Source organism: Mangrovicoccus algicola (assembly GCF_014903745.1).
GTDB lineage: Bacteria > Pseudomonadota > Alphaproteobacteria > Rhodobacterales > Rhodobacteraceae > Mangrovicoccus > Mangrovicoccus algicola.
This window is the reverse complement of sequence record NZ_JACVXA010000004.1, coordinates 122,338-141,181: the sequence shown is the minus strand read 5'-3', so window position 1 is coordinate 141,181 and position 18,844 is coordinate 122,338. Positions and strand designations below refer to the sequence as shown.

General features: G+C 69.4%; 24 protein-coding genes. 7 read left to right on the top strand and 17 right to left on the bottom strand.

Going from position 1 to position 18,844, the window contains the following annotated elements; all coding sequences use genetic code 11:
* The coding region (gene mnmH, locus ICN82_RS02210; protein ID WP_193179194.1) for a tRNA 2-selenouridine(34) synthase MnmH at positions 1–1,053 on the bottom strand (1,053 nt) is incomplete at its 3' end.
* Positions 1,054–1,090: 37 nt separating this feature from the next.
* Positions 1,091–1,810 (bottom strand): class I SAM-dependent methyltransferase, encoded by a 720-nt coding sequence (locus ICN82_RS02205; protein ID WP_193179193.1) that lies wholly within the window; start codon positions 1,808–1,810, stop codon positions 1,091–1,093.
* A gap of 397 nt (positions 1,811–2,207) precedes the next feature.
* On the opposite strand from ICN82_RS02205, the gene ICN82_RS02200 reads away from it, so the two are divergent.
* From ICN82_RS02200 to ICN82_RS02190, 3 genes are all read left to right on the top strand, one after another.
* Positions 2,208–2,894 (top strand): response regulator transcription factor, encoded by a 687-nt coding sequence (locus tag ICN82_RS02200; RefSeq protein ID WP_193179192.1) that lies wholly within the window; start codon positions 2,208–2,210, stop codon positions 2,892–2,894.
* Positions 2,895–3,000: 106 nt separating this feature from the next.
* Positions 3,001–3,873: a 1-acyl-sn-glycerol-3-phosphate acyltransferase gene (locus ICN82_RS02195; protein WP_193179191.1), complete on the top strand. Its 873-nt coding sequence runs from the start codon at positions 3,001–3,003 to the stop codon at positions 3,871–3,873.
* A 106-nt stretch (positions 3,874–3,979) separates the two neighbouring features.
* Positions 3,980–4,516 carry a hypothetical protein gene (locus ICN82_RS02190; protein WP_193179190.1) on the top strand — a complete coding sequence of 179 codons (537 nt, stop codon included), beginning with the start codon at positions 3,980–3,982 and terminating at the stop codon, positions 4,514–4,516.
* Positions 4,517–4,529: 13 nt separating this feature from the next.
* Here the strand turns inward: ICN82_RS02190 and ICN82_RS02185 are convergent, their stop codons facing one another.
* Positions 4,530–5,069: a transglycosylase SLT domain-containing protein gene (locus tag ICN82_RS02185; protein WP_330998946.1), complete on the bottom strand. Its 540-nt coding sequence runs from the start codon at positions 5,067–5,069 to the stop codon at positions 4,530–4,532.
* A gap of 269 nt (positions 5,070–5,338) precedes the next feature.
* Here ICN82_RS02185 and gatB point away from each other — a divergent pair, with 269 nt between their 5' ends.
* Positions 5,339–6,850, top strand: coding sequence for an Asp-tRNA(Asn)/Glu-tRNA(Gln) amidotransferase subunit GatB (gene gatB, locus ICN82_RS02180; protein ID WP_193179188.1), 1,512 nt, complete (start codon positions 5,339–5,341; stop codon positions 6,848–6,850).
* 66 nt (positions 6,851–6,916) lie between these two features.
* Here the strand turns inward: gatB and ICN82_RS02175 are convergent, their stop codons facing one another.
* The gene (locus ICN82_RS02175) at positions 6,917–7,345 is read right to left on the bottom strand and encodes an organic hydroperoxide resistance protein (RefSeq protein ID WP_193179187.1); all 429 of its coding nucleotides are present in this window, start codon (positions 7,343–7,345) and stop codon (positions 6,917–6,919) included.
* A gap of 104 nt (positions 7,346–7,449) precedes the next feature.
* Between ICN82_RS02175 and ICN82_RS02170 the strand changes: the two genes are divergently transcribed.
* Positions 7,450–7,899, top strand: coding sequence for a MarR family winged helix-turn-helix transcriptional regulator (locus ICN82_RS02170; RefSeq protein WP_193179186.1), 450 nt, complete (start codon positions 7,450–7,452; stop codon positions 7,897–7,899).
* Here ICN82_RS02170 and ICN82_RS02165 read toward each other — a convergent pair.
* Genes ICN82_RS02165 through ICN82_RS21580 form a run of 3 tightly spaced genes read right to left on the bottom strand, consistent with a single transcriptional unit; the run spans position 7,896 to position 10,608 of the window.
* Positions 7,896–8,573 carry an HTTM domain-containing protein gene (locus tag ICN82_RS02165; RefSeq protein ID WP_193179185.1) on the bottom strand — a complete coding sequence of 226 codons (678 nt, stop codon included), beginning with the start codon at positions 8,571–8,573 and terminating at the stop codon, positions 7,896–7,898. The genes ICN82_RS02170 and ICN82_RS02165 overlap by 4 nt on opposite strands.
* The gene (locus ICN82_RS02160; RefSeq protein ID WP_193179184.1) at positions 8,570–8,950 is read right to left on the bottom strand and encodes a hypothetical protein; all 381 of its coding nucleotides are present in this window, start codon (positions 8,948–8,950) and stop codon (positions 8,570–8,572) included. The genes ICN82_RS02165 and ICN82_RS02160 overlap by 4 nt, the downstream gene beginning before the upstream one ends.
* Positions 8,951–8,997: 47 nt before the next feature.
* Positions 8,998–10,608: a sensor histidine kinase gene (locus ICN82_RS21580; protein WP_193179183.1), complete on the bottom strand. Its 1,611-nt coding sequence runs from the start codon at positions 10,606–10,608 to the stop codon at positions 8,998–9,000.
* A 186-nt stretch (positions 10,609–10,794) separates the two neighbouring features.
* Between ICN82_RS21580 and ICN82_RS02150 the strand changes: the two genes are divergently transcribed.
* Entirely contained in the window at positions 10,795–10,998 is a 204-nt protein-coding gene (locus ICN82_RS02150) for a hypothetical protein (protein ID WP_193179182.1), read from the top strand.
* Positions 10,999–11,002: 4 nt separating this feature from the next.
* Here ICN82_RS02150 and ICN82_RS02145 read toward each other — a convergent pair whose 3' ends face one another.
* The 7 genes from ICN82_RS02145 to ICN82_RS02115 form a co-directional block, all read right to left on the bottom strand.
* Entirely contained in the window at positions 11,003–11,602 is a 600-nt protein-coding gene (locus tag ICN82_RS02145) for an ABC transporter ATP-binding protein (RefSeq protein WP_193179181.1), read from the bottom strand.
* Entirely contained in the window at positions 11,599–12,345 is a 747-nt protein-coding gene (locus ICN82_RS02140) for an ABC transporter permease (RefSeq protein ID WP_193179180.1), read from the bottom strand. Before ICN82_RS02140 ends, ICN82_RS02145 begins: the two co-directional genes overlap by 4 nt.
* A gap of 9 nt (positions 12,346–12,354) precedes the next feature.
* Positions 12,355–13,329: an ABC transporter substrate-binding protein gene (locus tag ICN82_RS02135; protein WP_407943738.1), complete on the bottom strand. Its 975-nt coding sequence runs from the start codon at positions 13,327–13,329 to the stop codon at positions 12,355–12,357.
* A gap of 70 nt (positions 13,330–13,399) precedes the next feature.
* Entirely contained in the window at positions 13,400–13,657 is a 258-nt protein-coding gene (locus ICN82_RS02130) for a PepSY domain-containing protein (protein WP_193179179.1), read from the bottom strand.
* Between the two features lie 8 nt (positions 13,658–13,665).
* Entirely contained in the window at positions 13,666–14,100 is a 435-nt protein-coding gene (locus tag ICN82_RS02125) for a cupredoxin domain-containing protein (protein WP_193179178.1), read from the bottom strand.
* Positions 14,101–14,108: 8 nt separating this feature from the next.
* Complete coding sequence (locus ICN82_RS02120; protein ID WP_193179177.1) at positions 14,109–15,083, bottom strand: YVTN family beta-propeller repeat protein; 975 nt, start codon at positions 15,081–15,083, stop codon at positions 14,109–14,111.
* On the bottom strand, positions 15,084–16,268 hold the full coding sequence (locus ICN82_RS02115) for an ABC transporter substrate-binding protein (protein WP_407943737.1): 1,185 nt from the start codon (positions 16,266–16,268) through the stop codon (positions 15,084–15,086).
* A gap of 118 nt (positions 16,269–16,386) precedes the next feature.
* Between ICN82_RS02115 and ICN82_RS02110 the strand changes: the two genes are divergently transcribed.
* On the top strand, positions 16,387–16,890 hold the full coding sequence (locus ICN82_RS02110) for a DUF3280 domain-containing protein (RefSeq protein ID WP_226898219.1): 504 nt from the start codon (positions 16,387–16,389) through the stop codon (positions 16,888–16,890).
* Between the two features lies 1 nt (position 16,891).
* Here ICN82_RS02110 and ICN82_RS02105 read toward each other — a convergent pair whose 3' ends face one another.
* From ICN82_RS02105 to ICN82_RS02095, 3 genes are read right to left on the bottom strand one after another with little or no spacing between them, the layout of a single operon-like run.
* Positions 16,892–17,428: a PQQ-dependent catabolism-associated CXXCW motif protein gene (locus tag ICN82_RS02105; RefSeq protein WP_330998945.1), complete on the bottom strand. Its 537-nt coding sequence runs from the start codon at positions 17,426–17,428 to the stop codon at positions 16,892–16,894.
* The gene (locus ICN82_RS02100) at positions 17,425–18,270 is read right to left on the bottom strand and encodes a substrate-binding domain-containing protein (protein WP_407943736.1); all 846 of its coding nucleotides are present in this window, start codon (positions 18,268–18,270) and stop codon (positions 17,425–17,427) included. Before ICN82_RS02100 ends, ICN82_RS02105 begins: the two co-directional genes overlap by 4 nt.
* Positions 18,260–18,778, bottom strand: a complete 519-nt coding sequence (locus ICN82_RS02095; RefSeq protein WP_193179174.1) for a c-type cytochrome, methanol metabolism-related — start codon at positions 18,776–18,778, stop codon at positions 18,260–18,262. The genes ICN82_RS02100 and ICN82_RS02095 overlap by 11 nt, the downstream gene beginning before the upstream one ends.
* Positions 18,779–18,844: the final 66 nt, after the last annotated feature.

Sequence of the window (18,844 nt, the reverse complement as noted above, 5' to 3'; positions counted from 1 at the left end):
ATCCGCCCGCGCAATGGCCGGCGCCAGCCCCGGCGCGGCCGCGCGCAGGGCCGCCGGGGTCAGGGAGGCCAGCTCCAGCGTCTCTGCCGGGCTGTTGCCATGGCGCGCCTCGGACCGGGCATAGCGCGGGTCGTAATGATCGCGCATCAGCCCGGCCGCGACCTGCCGGACGTGCCCCTGCCGCACCTGCGCCTGCCAGGCCTCGACCCGTTCATGCCCCTGCAGCTTGACCAGCTTCTCCAGCGTCGCGCAGAATCCGTCGGGATCGGCGACCAGATCCGCATAGGCGTCGAGAAAGAAGGCCGAGCGTTCCTCAAGCGGGGCGCGGATCTCGACGCGCGGGGCCTGGCACATCCGGTCCCACAGCCGCGGCGGCACGAGGCAGTCGCCGATCTTCGAGCTTTCCGCCTCCACCACCACGGGCCGGTCCGGATCCAGCTGACACAGCGCCGCCGCGATGCGGGATTCGAACATCTTCTGCGCCGGCTGCGGCTCCGCCTGCCCGCCGAAGACCGAACCGCGATGCCGCGCCAGCCCCTCGAGATCCAGCACCTGCATGCCCTCGCGGGCCAATTCCGCCAGAAGCACCGTCTTGGCCGTGCAGGTCATGCCCGACAGGACCACGGCGCGGAACGGCAGGGGCGTGTCATGCAGCATCCCCGCCACCAGCCGCCGATAGCTGCGATAGCCGCCATCGACCTGTTCGGCGCGCCAGCCGACCTCGCGCAGAAGCCAGGTGAAGGTGCCCGAACGCTGACCGCCGCGCCAGCAATAGACCATCGGCCGCCAGGGTGCGGGCCGGTCCGCCAGTTCGGTCTCCAGGTGCCGCGCGATGTTGCGGATCACCAGCGCCGCACCGATCTTGCGCGCGCCGAACCGGCTCTGCTGCTTGTAGATCGTGCCGACGCGGGCGCGTTCCTCGTTGTCGAGAACAGGCAGGCTGATCGCGCCGGGCACGTGATCCTCGGCGAATTCGGCGGGGCTGCGCACATCGATCACATCGTCGAAACCATGGTCGAAAAAGCGGGAGAGGGTGTCGATCTGCAGGGGCATGCCCCTCCCTAGCGCCGCGCAGGGAGAAGGGGAAGCCTCAGTCCTTCATCGCGGTGCCCAGCCAGAGGGGGCGCCTGCCATCGACCGTGCAATAGCTGAGCGTCCCGATCCCCGGGATGCCGCGCGGCGCGAGCCCGGCGAAACGGCGCGGCTCGAACCGGGCGTCGCGCAAGAGGCGCCGCATCCGCTGGGGCGTCATGCCCGCGCGGCGCCCCATGTGGCGCGGCAGCCCCGGTGCGGCACGCCCGCGAAACAGCGCAAGCCGCAGCGCCGTCATTGCGCCGGGCCGGGTGCAGGTGAACATCACGATGCCATGCGGGCGCAGCACGCGCCAGATCTCCGCCAGCAGCGGGGCCGCCTCCAGGTCGCGGTCGAAGACGTGATCGCAAAGCACGATGTCGAATTGCCCGTCGGCATGGGGCAGCGCATCCAGCCGCGCGACATGGTCATAGCCGATCCGGTAGCCATGGGCCGCGGAACGGGCCCGCGCAAAGCGCAGCATCTCGGCCCGGGTATCGACCGCGGTGACGTCGCATCCGCGCCGCAGCAGCCCGTCCGAGACCAGCCCGGATTCGCAGGCCAGCTGGAGGACGGAACTGCCGGCCCAGCGGATCTCGCTTCCCAGGAACTTGCATTTCACGCTCAGCGCAGCCCGCGCCGTCAGCCACCATGCGTCGTTTTCCAGATAGCCGTGACCCGCTCCGTCCGGCAGGGGCGCAAGAAGCTCCGGCGCGAAGCTGCGCGACAGATCATTCATGCCGCCTCTCCCGAATGGCCGTGGCGGCGCGAGGCGGGACCCGCGGGCGCGGCGGCAGTCAGGCAGGGAAGGATATCGCGCATCGGCACCACCATGGACAGGCCGGAACAGCAGGACCGCGGCGCGGGCTCCGGCCTTCTCCGCGCGAGGGGGATCGTGCGGACGGCGCCTGCAGATCACGTTTCCGACAGGGTAGCGGCAGCGCCAGACGCCAGACAAGACGGTTTCGGCCCCGAACCAATTCGAATTTGCAAATATTTCAAACCCGGCGGATTTGCAGCTGTTCCGAAGCCCGGCCCATCGCAAAGCGCCGGTATTTTCGGCATCGGCCGCGGGAGTCTGCGCAATCGTAAAGCAGGTGCTTGGTCGGGCGGCACCCGCAATGGTAGAAAAGACCATGGAGCACCCGGACCCGCCTGCCCCGGCCCTGCGCGCCGCGCTGATCGTGGATGACCACCCGTTGTTCCGCGACGCGCTGGCCATGCTCCTGCGGCCGGTCTCTCCGGCGGCGCTGATCCGCACCGCCGGGCGGCTGAGCGATGCGCTGCAGATGATACGCGGCCTGCAGCCCGATCTGGTGATCCTCGACCTCGCGCTGCCCGATGCCGTCGGCACGCCGGGCGTGGCCCGGATCCGTGCCGCCCTGCCGGACAGGCCCGTGCTGGCGATAGCCCCGCGCGACGATGCGGACCTGGATGCGGCGGCGCGGGCCGCCGGGGCCGCGGCGGTGCTGTCCAAGCAGTGCCCGCGGGAGGCTTTCGCCGCGGTGATCGGGGCCCTTGCATCGGGGCGGGCGATCCCGGTGCAACCCGCGCGCGGCCCGGTCCTCTCCGCCACCGCGACCGGGCCCGCGCCCGGCGGGCTGGCGGGGCTGACGCCGCAGCAGGCGCGGATCCTCGCGCTGATCTGCGCCGGTCGGCTGAACAAGCAGATCGCCCATGAGCTGTCCATCGCCGAGGCCACGGTGAAGGCGCATGTCACCGCGATCATGCGCAAGCTGGGCGTGCACAGCCGCACCCAGGCGGTGCTGGCGGCCCAGGCGGCGCGGGCCGGGCGCGACCTGCAGGCAGGCCGCCCCGGATAGGCGGCAACACGTTTTTGCGAGCCCGTTCACGGGAAAGCCCTTGAACACCGAACCATGCAGCGCATATTGTCACGGGGCCGTAGCAGATTGCGGTCAAGATACTCGGATGCAAGACAGAATCGATCCCCTCATCGCCGAACGGGCACCCTGGCTCTTTTCAGAGCTGCCCTGGGCTCCGCCCTGCCGCTTCGCGTTGACGCGGATGCTGGGCTATTCCAAGACCGTGCGGCTGGGCGAACATTTCGACCCGCTTCCGGTGGACGAGATCATGCGGCAGCTGGGCCAGATGCTTGCCCGCGACCTCGAGATTTCCGGTCTGCACAACATTCCCGCCGCCGGTCCCGCGCTGATCGTGGCGAACCATCCCACCGGCATCGCCGACGGGATCATCCTGAACACCGTGCTGAACCAGGTCCGGTCGGACGCGTATTTCTACGCCAATTGCGATATCCTGCGCGTGCTGCCGCAATTCGACGGCATGATCGCCCCCGTCGAATGGCGCAAGGAGAAGCGCAGCCATTCCAAGACGCGCGAGACCATGGCCTATACCCGCAAGGCGGTGGACCAGGGCCGGATCGGCGTGATCTTCCCCTCCGGACGGCTGGCGAAACGGCGCGGGCTGAAACTGTACGAACGGCCCTGGATGGCCTCCGCGGCGATGATCGCGCGCAAGTTCGACCTGCCGGTGATCCCGGTGAATATCCGCGCGCGCAATTCCATCCTGTTCTACCTGTTCGATTTCCTGCATCCCACGCTGCGCGACATCACGCTGTTCCACGAGACGCTGAACAAGGCCAAGCAGCCCTATCGCGTCACCATCGGCGAAGCCATCTCGCCCGCCTCGCTGCCGGTGAAATCCGAGGACGGGATCGAGATGCTGCGCAAGGCGACCCTGGCGCTCGGCGGGCGCTATGCCCCCAATGTGTCGCTGGTGCAGAACAGCCGCTGGGTCGCCAAGACCAAGCTCCTGCCCTACTGAGGGCCGCCCGGCCGGACGGCCGATGCCGATTGAACCGCAGGGCCCCGCGGCGCGACCCATCCCCGTAGGACGCGCAGGACCGTGCGTCCCCGCGGCGGAGGACGACATGGGCTATCGCGACGATTTCTACTGCATCGACAACATCATCGGCTATACCGGCAACCTGATCGGCAAGCCGACGGTCTATTTCCGCCAGGGCAACCACTATGGCCGGATCACCCAATGGCACGGCATCGCCACCAATATCGGCCGCGCCTCGGTCCGCTGGCACCCGGCCTATCACATCGGCAATTACTACGTCGCGGGGCGGCTGGTCGCGCAGGAATACGAGGGGCGCGACCTGAAACATACCAGCCGCAACCCCTTCATCCGGCGGGAGCAGTTCCGCCCCCTCGACATCACGCTGCTGACGGGGGCCATCCGGCGATGCCAGGACGTGAAACGGTGCGAGGATCCGGTGATCGGTCATCAGACCAGCATGAAGATGGTCCTGCATGCCGAGCTTGGCGCCCGCTTCGACACCGTGCGCGACCCGATGAACAACATGGGACGCGTCAATGACAGCCCGGCCATGGCGGTCATCATGGGCCTGACCCCCGAACAGGACGACCCGCGGCTGCGCCGGGGCGGCGAAATAGGCTAGCCGGAACTCCGGATCAGCCCGCGCTGCAATAGGGCTGCTGGCTGACCCAGGACATCATGTCGTTGCGCTTGCGCGAGGAATGGAACGGGCCCCAATCGGCCGCCACGCCGCGCATCCCGGCCGAAACCACGCCGTCGCGCGGCACGGTGCGGTTCATGATCCGCACGGCGCAGGACAGGTTCTTGGCCCCGTCCAGCAGGGCGGAGCCGCTTTTGGCCTCGCAGCCATAGGCGCGCGCGGTGCCGGGGGAGATCTGCACCAGTCCGAACCAGCGCCCGCCGCCGCCCACCGCGGTTTCGCGCCAGGTGCTTTCATGCTTTGCCATGGAGGAGAGCAGCCCCGCCCAGAAGGCCTGACGGTCCGCGACGGAGGCGGTCTTGTAGCCGGGGCAGTAATTGTCGATGTCCGAGGGCACGACCTGGGGCAGCGCGCTGCCATGTTCCTGCAGGGCCTTCAGCGCCGCCTGCGTCCAGATCTCGCCCTTTGCGGACTTGTCCCACGCCATCACCGGCGCGGCTTCGGTCCTGCTTGCGAGGGCCTCGCTGTTTTCCACAGAACAGGCTCCCAGAGCCACACTCATCACCAGAACGCAAAGCCGGAGCCTCGACATGCGGAACCTCGTTCGCAATTTCGCCGAAGGTTGCGTTAGGGCCAGCCGGGGTATCGTCAAAGTTTCGATTTCAATCCGCACCGAAATGGGCAGATCCCCGCCGACCGGCTGAAACATGGCCGCGGGGTCCGGGCCCGGCCCGCGCCCCTTGTTTCCCCGCCCGCGCTTGGCGTAGAAGAACCCAGCCCGGCAAAGCCCTCGACGGAGATCCCATGCTCGACCTGACCTACGACACCCCCAAGCCCAAGGTGATTTCCGGCGCGACCGGCGACTGGGAACTCGTGATCGGGATGGAAATCCATGCGCAGGTCTCCTCCGAGGCGAAGCTGTTTTCCGGGGCCTCCACGCGATTCGGCGCCGAGCCGAATTCCAACGTCGCCTTCGTCGATGCCGCCATGCCCGGCATGCTGCCCGTCATCAACGAATTCTGCGTCGAGCAGGCGGTGCGCACCGGCCTGGGGCTGAAGGCCGACATCAACCTGGTCTCGGCCTTCGACCGCAAGAACTATTTCTATCCCGACCTGCCGCAGGGCTATCAGATTAGCCAGCTCTACCATCCCATCGTCGGCGAGGGCGAGGTGCTGGTGGAACTGTCCGAGGGCATCGCGCGGCTGGTGCGGATCGAACGGATCCACCTGGAACAGGATGCCGGCAAATCGATCCACGACATGGATCCCCACATGTCCTTCGTCGACCTGAACCGCACCGGCGTCGCGCTGATGGAGATCGTCAGCCGCCCCGATATCCGCGGCCCCGAAGAGGCCGCCGCCTATGTCGGCAAGCTGCGACAGATCCTGCGCTATCTCGGCACCTGCGACGGCAACATGCAGAACGGCAACCTGCGCGCCGATGTCAACGTCTCGGTCTGCCGCCCCGGCCAGTACGAGAAATACCAGGCGACCCAGGATTTCGGCCATCTCGGCACGCGCTGCGAGATCAAGAACATGAACTCGATGCGCTTCATCCAGGCGGCGATCGAGGTCGAGGCGCGGCGCCAGATCGCCATCCTCGAGGATGGCGGCAAGGTCGACCAGGAAACCCGGCTCTATGACCCGGACAAGAACGAGACGCGCTCGCTGCGCTCCAAGGAAGAGGCGCATGATTACCGCTACTTCCCCTGCCCCGACCTGATGCCGCTGGAGATCGAGCAGGGCTGGGTCGACGACATCGCCGCCGCCCTGCCGGAACTGCCCGATGCCAAGAAGGCGCGGTTCATGCAGGATTTCGGCCTGACCGATTACGATGCCGCCGTGCTGACCGCCGAACTGGAAAACGCGGCCTTCTTCGAGAAGGCGGCCCAGGGCGGCGACGGCAAGCTGGCCGCGAACTGGGTCATCAACGAGCTCTTCGGGCGACTGAAGAAGGACGACCGCGCGATCGCCGACAGCCCGGTCTCGCCCGAGCAGCTGGCCGGCATCATCCGCCTGATCAAGTCCGACGCGATTTCCGGCAAGATCGCCAAGGACCTGTTCGAGATCGTCTATACCGAGGGCGGCGACCCCGAGGCGATCGTCGAGGCGCGCGGCATGAAGCAGGTCACCGATACCGGCGCGATCGAGGCCGCGGTGGACGAGATCATCGCCGCCAACCCCGCGCAGGTGGAGAAGGCCAAGGCCAATCCCAAGCTGGCAGGCTGGTTCGTCGGTCAGGTGATGAAGGCCACCGGCGGCAAGGCCAATCCCAAGGCCGTGAACGACCTGGTGGCGGCCAAGCTGGCGCTCTGAGCGCCGCCCTCCTCCGGATGCAGCAAGGGGCCCCGCGGGGCCCCTTTTCGTGTCTGCCCGGCCGGCTCAGGCCAGCTCGGTCGTGACCTCGATATTGCCCTTGGTCGCGTTGGAATAGGGGCAGATGAAATGGCCGCGCTCGACCATCTTCTCGGCCACGTCGCGGGCCACGCCCGGCAGCGTCACGATCAGCTTCACCGCCAGGCCGAACCCGCCATCGCTGCGCGGACCGATGCCGACCTGCGCGGCCACGGTCGCGTCTTCGGGCACCTCGCCCAGCTTCTCGCTGGAGGCGGCGAAACGCATCGCGCCCAGGTAGCAGGCCGCATAGCCGAGCGCGAAGAGCTCTTCGGGGTTGTGGCCCGCGCCGGAGCCGCCCAGCTCCTTCGGGCTGGTCATCGTGACGGTCAGCATGCCCGAGTCCAGCGCGGCAAGCCCGTTGCGGCCGCCGCCCGTCGCCTTGGCCCCGGTCCAGTATTTGGGATCGATCGACATGGATAGTCTCCTTGCTCGCGATTAAATCGTGCACGATATATATAGGCGGCATCCTCCCGCGTCAATCGCTTGAACATGGATCGCGCGCGATCTATCTGGACGGGATGACCCTGACCCCCTCCGACATGCTGTGCTTTGCGCTCTATTCCGCGACCCAGGCGATGCAGAAAGCCTATCGCCCGCTGCTCGAGCCGCTGGGGCTGACCTATCCGCAATACCTCGTGCTCTGCGCGCTCTGGCGCAGCCCCGCCCCGCCCGCCGTCAGCGCGATCGGCCGGGAGGTCGGGCTGGAGTCCAGCACGCTGACCCCGCTGCTGAAACGCCTGGAAACCACCGGACTGGTGGAACGCCGCCGCGACGGGCGGGACGAACGCCAGGTGCGAATCCACCTGACCGCGGCGGGTCGCGAGATGGAGGACCGCGCGGCCGCTCTGCCCGGCTGCATCGCGGAGCGCTGCGGGATGGACCTGCCGCGGCTGGAGGCGCTGCGGGACGAGGTGACGGCGCTGGCGGCCCGGCTGCGCGCGGCCCCGCCGGAGGAGAACGACCGCTAGCCGATCAGCCGCGCCTGCAGCCAGAGCAGCGCCGGATAGGCGGCAGGCCAGGTCCAGAGGAACCGGTTCAGCCCGAAAAGGCAGGCATTGGCCAGGTGGAACAGCGCCGTCGCCGCGAGCGCCGCGGCCAGGAGCGACCCCGAGAGCAGTGCCAGCGGAAACAGCAGTTCCAGCCCCATCACCGCCCATCCCCCCGCCCGCAGCAGCCGCGGCCGCGCCGCCAGCGCGCGCAGCTCCTCCGCCGCCGGATAGGCGGAGATGCGGAACACGTCGGACAGGGCCCGTCCATTGCGCCAGTCGGGATTGACGATCTTGACCCAGCCGGAGACCAGGTAGCTCAGCACCGTCTGCACGGCCAGGTATCCCATGGCCAGCTCGGCGGCGGGCGGACAGATCCGTGCCGTGGCGAGGCAGAAGAGGATCAGCACCGCCATCCGGTCCGCCCCGCCATTATAGGGCCCGCGCCAGCGGTGCAGCAGCAGGACCGCGCAAAGGCACAGCCCGGCCAGCGCCACCGCCTCCGTCCCCTGCCCGAGGATCAGCAGCAGGCACAGGCCCGCGCGCCACAGATGCAAACCCCGCCCGCCGCGATGCGCCAGATGTTCGGCCGAAGCCTGCAGCAGCGCCAGCGCGATCAGCAGTTCGGCCCATCCCTGCGCTGCCGCGAGGCTCATGGCAGGTCCCGTTCCAGGATCGTTTCGCGCGGCGCGGGGGCCTTCCCGGGCAGAAGGAAGACCAGCCGCCACTGCCAGGGGCCGTCCGGCAGGTCGCGGGCGATGCGGGCCTCCAGCTGCGCGAGAAGCCAGGGGTCCTGCGGGCTGTCGGCAAGACGTTCCGCCAGGCTGACACGGAACAGCCGCGCATTGCCCCGCGGGTTCCAGACCAGGCGCAGCGCGACCTGCCATGGCGCCAGATGCGGAGGCGGCGGATCATGCGGCCTCCAGGCGCCGCCGGGCCGCCTGATCTCGATCCGGGGCGAGGGACCGACCGCGTCGAAGAACCGCCAGGAAGGCAGGAGCGCGGGAAGAAGCAGTCTCAGGGTGGGGGTCATCAGGGCTCGGCCGGCAGTCAGGATGCCGCCCTCCTATCGCCCCATGGTTAACAGATCCCTTTTCCCTGCGCGTCTCCGTCCCGTCCCGGCGCGGCGGCGCCGCCCCCGCCTTCCGGCAGCACCAGCCATATCGTGGTTCCCGCAGGCCCCTGCCCGTCATGGCCGGCGGCCGGGCTCTCGATCTCGATCCGGCCGCCCTGGGCCTCCATCACCCAGTGCGACAGTGCCAGGCCCAGGCCGAAGCCCGGGGACCCGGGGCCGCGGGCGAAACGGTCGAACAGCGTGTCGCGCTGCGCCGCCGCGATGCCCGGCCCGCGATCGCCTATGCCGATGCGGATATCCGGCCCGGCCCGGATCTGCAGGTGCAGTTCCTCTCCTGCCGCGGCATGGCGGATCGCGTTGCGGATCGCCCCGGTCATCACCTGGCGCAGCCAGTTGCGGTCGGCCAGCACCGGCGCCCGCGGCCAGTCCTGCCGTTTCACGCGCATCCCGGCCGCGGCCAGTTCGCCCGCCGTCTCCTCCAGGGCCTCCTCCAGCAGGGGCCCGGCCTCCAGCGGCTCGGCATTCAGCTCCAGCTGGCCGGTTTCCGACCGGGCCACGCGCAGCAGGTCGTCGATGCGGCGGTTCAGCCGCTCGGCGCGGCCACGGATGACGGCAAAGGCCTCTCGCGCGCCGCCCTGCGGCGCGGCCGCTCCGATCTGGGCCTCCATCGAGATCACCGTCAGCGGCGTGCGCAGCTCGTGGCTGATATCCGCGAAGAACCGGCGCCGGTCCCGGTCGCGGGCGGCCAGCCGGTCATTGGCCGCCTGCAGCGCCGCCGTGCGCTCGGCCACGGTGCGGGTCAGCCGGGCCCGGGCCGTCTCCACCTCGGCGGCCCGTTGCCCCAGCGCGCGCGCCATGCGGTTGGTCTCGGCAAAGACGCGGCCGATCTCGTCCGGCCCCTCCGGCAGGGCCACGGCGAAATCCTGCGCCGCGATCTGCCGTGCCGCGCCTTCCAGCCGGTCTATCCGCCGGATGAGCGGCCGCACCAGCCCCAGCCAGGCCGCCATTGCCATTCCCCCCGCGGCCAGCGCCATGGCCGTGGCCGCGAGGCTCAGCCTCTGGCGCAGCCGCAGGATGCCCGTGCGGATTGCCTCGCGCGCGCGGATCTGTTCGGCCATCGCGGCGCTGAGATTGGCATCCGCATGCATCGCGAAACTGTCGAGATGCGCGCGCAGCGCCTCCGCCGAGCGCCCGGCCCCGGTCACCGCGGCATGGGTCACGTCGAATTGCGCCTGCACCCGCGCCAGCGCCATGGCCCCTGCCGCGCTGCCCTGCCCGCGCTGTGCCCGCGATGGCGCCTGCGTCCCGGGCGCCGCGCGCAGCCGCGCGAACTCGGCGCGCATCTCTGCCGCGATCCCGTCCAGCCGCAGCGCACGCGCCGGCGCATCCAGCCCCGCCTGCGCGGCCTCGGCAGCCACCAGCAGGTAGCGTGCCGTTCCCCCCGACAGGGCCGCATAGCGATCCATCTGGCGCTCGGCCGCATCCAGCGCCTGCATCCTCGCCGAGACCTCCCCCAGACCCAGGATCAGCAGAAGCGCGCACAGCACCGCCGCCGCCCCCGGCAGGGCCGCCACCAGCGCCAGCCGCAGCCCGAGCGAGGAGAGCCGCGGACTCACCGCCCCTCCGGGCCCCTGGCCCGCGGATTGCGATTGACCACGTTTCGCAGGCATTCGCCGCACGGAACCGGCGCCAAACCGGGCAGACCGGCGCAGCCACACGTTTGCGCCCCGCATTTACCCGGACTTATGCCGCGCCGCGGCATAAACAGGAGGCGAGATGATTTTCCGATATGCGAGTTTGCCATGATCGAACTTCTTTTCCTGGCCTGCCTGAACGCCAGCCCCGGCATCTGCGAGGAACGCAGCCTGCTGTTCACCGACATCACGCCGATGACCTGCCTGATGGGCGCGCAGCCCGAACTGGCCCGCTGGAGCGAAAGCCACGCCAGGTGGCATGTGGCGAAATGGAGCTGCCGGCCCCTGCGTCCGGACCGCCGGGACGCCTGAACGCTCATGTCCCGGGCTCCAGCCGCGCGGGGCTGCCCGACAGGCGCATGCGCCGGTCGCCCAGCCGAGCGGCCTCTGCCGGGGAATGGGTGACCAGCAGGACCGCCGGTCGCAGCCGCGCGATCAGCGCCTCGGTCAGCGCCAGCATCGTCTCGGCCAGCGCCGCGTCCAGCGACACGAAGGGTTCGTCCAGCACCAGAAGCTCGGGCTGCCCGGCAAAGGCCCGCGCCAGCGCCAGCCGCCGCTGCTGGCCCAGCGACAGCTGGCCGGGGAAGTGATCGGCCTTTCCCGCCAGGCCGACCTCGGCCAGCATCTCGCCGGCCGCCCCGGCCGTCAGGCCCGGATGCATCAGCGTCAGGTTTGCCAGCGCCGACCGCCAGGGCAGAAGCACCGGTTCCTGGAACACCATCGCCACGCGGGAGGGACGGTCCACCCGCCCCTCGAAGCGGCGGTCCAGCCCGGCGACGATGCGCAGCAGCGTCGTCTTGCCGATCCCCGACGGGCCCGTGACCGCCAGGGTTTCGCCGGGGGCGATGCGGAAGGAGATCGGCCCCAGGACCTGCTGGGATCCGAAATGCTTGGCGGTGACGGCGACCTCGATCATGCGCGCCGCCAGCGCCCGGCGAGCCGTTCCCAGGGCTGCAGCAGCGCCCATTCCACCGCCAGCATCACCGCCACGAAGCTGAGCGCGTAGATCAGCACGCGGGTGACGTCGAAAAGCTGGAAATACAGGTGGATCTGGAACCCGATCCCGTTGGAGCGGCCGAGGAATTCCACCACCAGAACGATTTTCCAGATCACCGCCACGCCGGATCGCGCCGCCGCCGACAGGTAGGGCCCCAGCTGCGGCAGGATCACGTGACGGACCCGGCGGCCGGGCGGCATATGGAACACCGCGGCGAGGTCGTCGAGATCGCCCGAGAGGCTGCGCGCGCCCTCGCGGATCACGGTCGTGACATTGGGCACCTTGTTCAGCACCACCGCGGTGATCGCCGCCGTCTCGTTCAGCCCGATCCACAGATAGCACAGCACGATCAGCACCAGCGCGGGCAGGTTCAGGAACACCACCAGCCAGGGATCCAGCCAGCGGTCCAGCCGGCGGCAGCGTCCCATCGCGTATCCCAGCACCGTGCCCAGGACCATGGCCAGCACGAAGGCCCAGGCGACCCGCCATAGCGTATGGCCCAGATGGAAGGGCAGCCGCCCCGAGGCGATCTCGGCCCGGGCGGGGCCGATCAAGGCCCAGGGAGGCGGCAGGATCTGGGGATCGGCGGCGGCCAGCGCGGCCGCCGTCCAGAGGCCGAGCAGCCCCGCCAGCGAGACCGCCGGAGCGGGCAATCGTGTCAAGCCGCGGCCCTACTCCACCTGCAGGAACAGGCCCTCGGGCAGCGACGTGGCCTGCCCGACCAGGTCCGGCCCGCCCAGTTCCGCCATCAGCGCCAGAAGCCGGTCCGCGGCCGCCTCGTCCACCGGACCCGGCTGCGGAATGCCCGCGCGGAAATCGGCGCGCAAGGCCTCGAACTGCGCCTCATCGGCGGCATTCATCATCGGACGGATCTCCTCCCAGGCGCTGTCGTCGGTCGCCAGGATCTCCTTGGCGTCGCGCGAGGCGGCATAGAGCGCCCGGCCGAGACCAGGATGCGCCTCGAGGAAGCCCTCGCCCATCACGTAGCCCAGAAGCGGCGTGTTCGGATCCAGCCCCAGCGCCGTGGCGGCCTCGGCGACCGAGATCACCTCGCGCATGCCCCCGGCCTTCATCTTGGCCAGGAAATGCCAGAAGTTGATCGCCCCATCGACCTCGCCCGAGGCCGCCGCCTTGGCGATCAGCGGCGGCGCGCCATAGACCTGTTCGGTCGCCGTCGCCAGGTCCAGCCCGTATTCGGACCGCGCATAGGCGCGCAGGATCAGCCAGCTCTTGTCCAGCGGGCCGCCCGCGATGCCGATCTTGCGGCCCTCCATGTCGGCCAGCCCGGCAACCGGGCTGTCCCCGGGCACGACCAGCCCGCCGACGGCGGTGGAATAGGGGATCACCACCCAGTCATGGCCCGCCGCGCGCTGGCGCGCCACCCAGATCCAGTCGGCGACGAACATGTCCGCCTCGCCGCCCTCCGCCGCGATGCGCGTCGCGTCATTGGACGCGTAGGGCTGCAGCACCAGCTCGAACCCGTGGGCCTTGTCCAGACCGCGCGCGCGGATGGTCTCCAATTCCCAGTTGACCGTGCCGATCTCCAGCGTCGCGGCGCGGATCTGCGGCAGGTCCTGCGCCTGCACCGCCGCCCCCGCCAGCATGGCGAGTGCGGCGCAGCCCAGTCTCTTCACGAACCCCATCATGACCTCCCCCTGTTGTCGATGCCCGGCCCCGCCGCGGCGCCCTCCCGCGCCCTGCGGGGCCGGTCCCCTGTCATTCCGCGCGGCGGCTGACCTCGTTGAGATCCATGTCGAGGAGGATGTCGTATTGCTGCCCCCCCTCGCAGATCACGTCGTCGAGGTCATAGCCCTCGTCTTCCGCCTCGATGTCGTCAGGATCCATCTGGCAGTTCATCTCCGCCAGTTTCGCGGTGATCGCATCGACGGTCTCCTGCGGCAGGCCATCGGCATTCTGCGCCAGCGCAGGCAGGGCGGCGGCGGACAGGATGGCGGCAAGGATCAGGTGTTTCATTTGGGTCCTCACTGGATCTGAACGGTGATCTGCTGGCTGTCTCCCTGGGATCCGGGGATTCGGATCACATGGGCGCCGGGCTTGATCGCGATGAAGCTGAGCTCCGCCGTGCCGGCCTTGTCAAATTCTATCGAGTCCACCGCCATGGGCCGGATCTCGATCTTGTTGATGACGATCTCGTTCATCCAGATGGCGCGGAAGAAGGACGGCCCCTCGATCGCCAGCTCGGCCGAGCCGTCGGCGGTGATGTTCATCTTGTAATAGGCCCCCGATTGCAGGACCACGTCCTCGCCCAGGGGCTGTCCCGAGGCCAGGGTCAGCTCGATCGGATCGCCCCGGTTGCAGGCGGCCAGCAGCCCGGCGAAGCCCAGGTCGTCGCAAAGCGGCGCGGCCATCGCCGGGGCGGTGACGGCCATGGCGGCCAGGAAAACGGGAATGCGCATGTCTCTCCTCACATGTCCGGTTGCACGATGACGCCCCAGGGCTGCTGCCCCACCTGGATCGAGCGCAGCGCCTTCTTGGCCGCGACATCGATCACCGTCACGTCGTTGGAATTGCCGTTGGTGGTGATGAGGAACTGTTCATCCGGGGTGAAATCCATCTGCCAGACGCGCTGGCCCACCATGATGTAATCGGTCACCTCGTAGCTTTTGGCATCGACCACCGCCACGCGGTTGGCCGGTCCGAGCGCCACGAAGAGCCACTTGCCGTCGCGGGTGATCTTGGCCCCCACCGGCTGCAGCCATTCGGGCAGCACGCCCGGCACCTCGAAGCCGATCTTGTGCACCAGCTCGGGCGCGCCGTCATCGTCGATCTCCATCACCGAGACGGTGCCGCCGATTTCCGAGGTCACGAACAGCTTGCTGCCATCGGCCGAATACTGGGCATAGCGCGGGCGCTGGTCGACCAGCACGTTATGCTTGATCGCGTAATCGGCGGTGTCGATGAAATGCGCCATGTTGGTGGTCTCGGAAGTGTTGACCACGAAGCGGGCATCGGGGCTGATCCCCATCCCCTCGGGCTCCACCCCCACCGGCACCTCGGCCAGAACCTGCCGGGTCTCGACATCCGTCACCGTGACGAGGTTGTCGTCCTCGTTGGCGATGTAGAGAGGATTGCCCGACGGGTGCAGCACGAAGAGTTCGGGATCGGGCCCCGAGGGCAGCGAGGGCAGCTCCTCGTAGGTCTCCGCATCGAAGACCCGCACCAGGTTGTCGTCGCTGGCGCAGACATAGACGCGGGTGCCGTCGGGGCTGATGGTGATGCCGCGCGGGCGGTTCCCGGCCGGGAACTCGGCGATCACCTCCCAGCTGTCGCTGTCGATCACCGTCACGGTATTGCCGCGCTCGTTGGAGACGAAGACCTTGTTGGCCTCCGCCGGCAGCGCCAGGGCAGCGAGCACCGCGCCAAGCAGATATGTCCTCATCTAACCTCCCCCGAATGCGCCGCATGCAGAATCCGGGGCATCGAGCCCCAGCGTGTCCAGCGGCGAGACCTGATGCAGGAACCCCTCCTGCGGCGAGACGCTGGCGGTGATCCTGCCGTCGAACAGCAGGACCGGCTGGCGCAGCTGGCCGTTCCAGGGGCGGAAGGTCACCTTCTGCCCCTTGAAGGCGGCCAGCTCGAATTCCTCCGACAGCGCATAGGCGCGCAGCGTGGCGGGATCGGCGCTGCCGGTGCGGGTGACGGCCTCGCCCAGCACGCGCAGGGCCAGCCAGGTGTCGTAATCCGCCTCGGCCAGGCGCCGCCCGGTCAGCGCCTCGAAGCGGCGCTGGAACTGGGTCGCGCCCCAGGCCTCCAGCGCGGGGTCGAAGCTGACCGGCTGCAGCCCGGCCGAGCCGATCACCGGGCGCGGATCCCACAGGTGGAAGGGCAGGTAGCGGGCGAAGACATCGGAGGCATCCGCGGCGATCACCACGTCATGCTCGCGGGCGTCCTGGGTGAATACGGGCAGCTGGCGCTGCACCATCACATGACCCGAATCCGTGCGCCGCGCCCCGCCGGTATCCTCGAATTCGCGCTCCTCCACGATGCGCGCCCCGAACCGCGCCGCCGCCCGGCGATAGGCCTCGGCCAGCGCCAGGTCCTGCGGGTTCGATCCGTGGATGAGGTAGAGCCGCGTCCATTTCTTCCAGGCGGCGAATTGCACCGCCGCATCGGCCAGCATCGCCACCGACGGCGTCACATGCAGCACATTCGCCCGGCAGTCGCCATCGCGCAGCGCCGTGCCGCGCGCGGCTGCATTGAGGACCAGGACCTCCGGCCCCGCCCGGTCGGCCAGCCGCAGCAGATCCGCGTCGCGCGCCAGGATGACAAGCGTCCCGATGCCCTCCGCCAGCAGCGCGTCCAGCGCGGCATCGGCGCCCTCCGGCGCGACGGCCACGGTTTCCAGCGCATAGCCGTGGCCCATGAAGCCGCCGGTCGTGGCATTGTCCTCCTGCGCCAGGGCGGCCCCGGCGAAGCCCAGATCCGAAGGCCGCGCATCCAGACGCGTCACCGGCGGCACCGACGGGTAATCGACCCGCAGCACGCCCGTGCGCAGATCCGCCGCCATGCAGGCCGATGCCAGCCCGAATGCCGCCGCGGCCAGCGGAACAATCAGTCTCACCAAGTCCTCCCCCCGGCAGGCCGGGCTCCCTCTGCGGCCAGAATGTCGCGGGCCGGGCGCGAACCCAACCGATACCTTTGACGGAGTTGCGCGGTCCCGGGCCGCCGCTAGCATGCGCCCCATGCTGCGCATCCTTGTCCTCCTGCTGGCGGGGCTCGGCGCCGGTTCTGCCGCGCTTGCCGAGATGCCGCCCCTGCCCGCCCCCGGCGCCAGCCTGGCCCTTCCCGATGTGACCTTCGTCAATGCCTCCGCCATCCCGACCCGCCCCGAGGAGCAGGAGCGCGCCCGCCTGCTGACGCGGATGCTGCGCGAGAGGTTCGCGCAGGAGGGCTTCGTGCTGGCCGATCTGGGTCCGGTCGCCGCGGACCTGGACCGCATCGTCAATCCCGCCGCCTGCAATGGCTGCGAGATCCGCATCGCGCGCAAGGCCGGGGCGGAATACGTGGCCGTCGGGCAGGTGCGCAAGATATCCGAGCTGATCCTGTCCATGGACCTGGTGCTGCGCGAGACCGGCGAGGGCCGGATCCTGCGCGCCATGGCGGTCGATATCCGCTCCAATACCGACCAGTCCTGGACACGCGGGATGCGCTATGTCCTGACCTACGGCATCTTCGCCGAGGACTAGGCTAGAAGCCCGGCGCAGGCGTCGCGGGCGCCAGCGGATGGCCCGCCGCCGCCCAGTCATCCGTGCCGCCGGGGAACCACATCACCGACCGGTGGCCCGCGGCCAGCGCCCGCCGCGCCGCGTTCCAGGACATCCAGCACTCGGCCTTGCAGAAGAAGACAAGCGGATGCGCCGGATCGCCGCCGCTCAGTGCCTCCAGCGCCGCGAGGAACCGCTCCGCATCCGCGGGCGCCAGGTCGCCATAGCCGGAATTGGCCAGCCAGGTCGCCCCGGGGATAGAGGGGCGCGGCGGGTCGCGCCAGATCGTGCCCTCGGGCAGCGTCCCGGGCCGCACCGGGCGCGGCAGCACGTCGACGAAGGCCGCCTGCCCCGCCTGCCACAGCGCATGCGCCGCGGCCGCATCGAGCACCTGCGCCCCGGCCAGCGTCGCGGGGACCGGCGCGCGGTAATCCTGCATCCGGTAGCCCGCGGGCTCCGGCACCTCCCCGGCCGCCGCCCTGCCCGCCAGCACCAGAAGGCAGGCGAGCGCGCGGATCACGGCGCGGCCTCCAGCATGGCGGTGCCCATGTCATTGACCAGCGGCACCCCCGCCCCGGCCAGGATGGCGTTGATCTCGGAGCGGTTGCGGCGGATCAGCGAGTTCAGCTCGTGCTCGAAATTCTTCTCGCCCGGGCGCACCCCCATGGTGATGCGAAAGAACAGCCGCGGCGGATCGGTCTCCTTCAGGAGCGGCACGACCTTCAGGCCCGGATGCGCCTGCTTGACCAGCGGCCCGGCCAGCGGCCCCCACAGCAGCGCGGCATCCGTCTCGCCGCGATCCACGTCATCGAGCATGTCGAGCGCGGGGGATTCCACCCTGCGATCGACATTCAGGTTATAGGCCTTCGCCTTGCCGATCAGTCCGTTCCTGGCCATGTGCGTGGCGGGGGGGCTGCCTGCGACCACGCCGATCCTGCGGCCCTGCAGCCGCGGATCGCCCAGCGTCTCCACCTCTGCCAGCGGACCGTCGGCGGGCACCACCAGCGTGTAGACCGATGTCATGTAGTGATTGGTGTTCTGCACCAGCTCGTGGCCTTGGGCATAGCCGATGATGACATCGCAGCGATTGGCGCGCAGCGTGTTGCGCACGAAGCCCGTCGCCATCGGAAACCAGGTATAGCTGACCGGCAGGCCCAGCCGGTCGGCGAAGAGCTCGGCCAGGCGGTTCTCGTAACCGGCCCCGCTGTCATCGGACATGGGCAGGTTGGCAGGATCGGCACAGACCCGGAACTGGCTGGTTGAGACCAGATCCGTGACCTGGGCCTGTCCCGGCGCCCCCGCCAGGAGCAGCGCGAGCCCGGCCGCCAGGGCGGCGGGCCCGGCCCGCGGGCTAGAGACCAAGGCAGGCCTCCTCCGCGGCGCGGATATCGTCGCTCTTGTCCTCGCGCTGGCCCGGGCGGCCGCGGGGCAGGACATCGGCGCCGCGCGCCTTGAGATAGACGTAGATGTCGTCGATGTAGCACATGACGTTCGGATTGTCGCCGAAGGCCGGCATGACGTTATGCGAGGCGGCATTGACCACCTTGCGGCCATTGGTGACGACATCGAGGAAATCATAATAGTCCATGTCGATGGCCGAGGTCTTCAGCGCCGGGGCATAGGAGGATCCCTCGCCTTCCGGCCCGTGGCAGACATGGCATTCGGAATGGTAGCGGCGGAACCCCGAATAGGTCAGCCAGTCCACGGTGCCGTCCTCGCCGATATTGTAGGTCGGCACGTCATCCTCGGTATAGTAGCGGCCTCCCTCCTCGTAGGCGACGCTGAGGTTGTCGACATCCTGTGCCGTGGCCTGGCCTGCCATCCCGGCGGCGGCCAGGCCAGCAGCCAGAAGGCTTGCGGTGAACTTCATGATGCGATCCTGTCTGTGGGAGCGGGCCGGCACGGATGCTGGGCACCCGTGCCGGCCGGGTTCGGG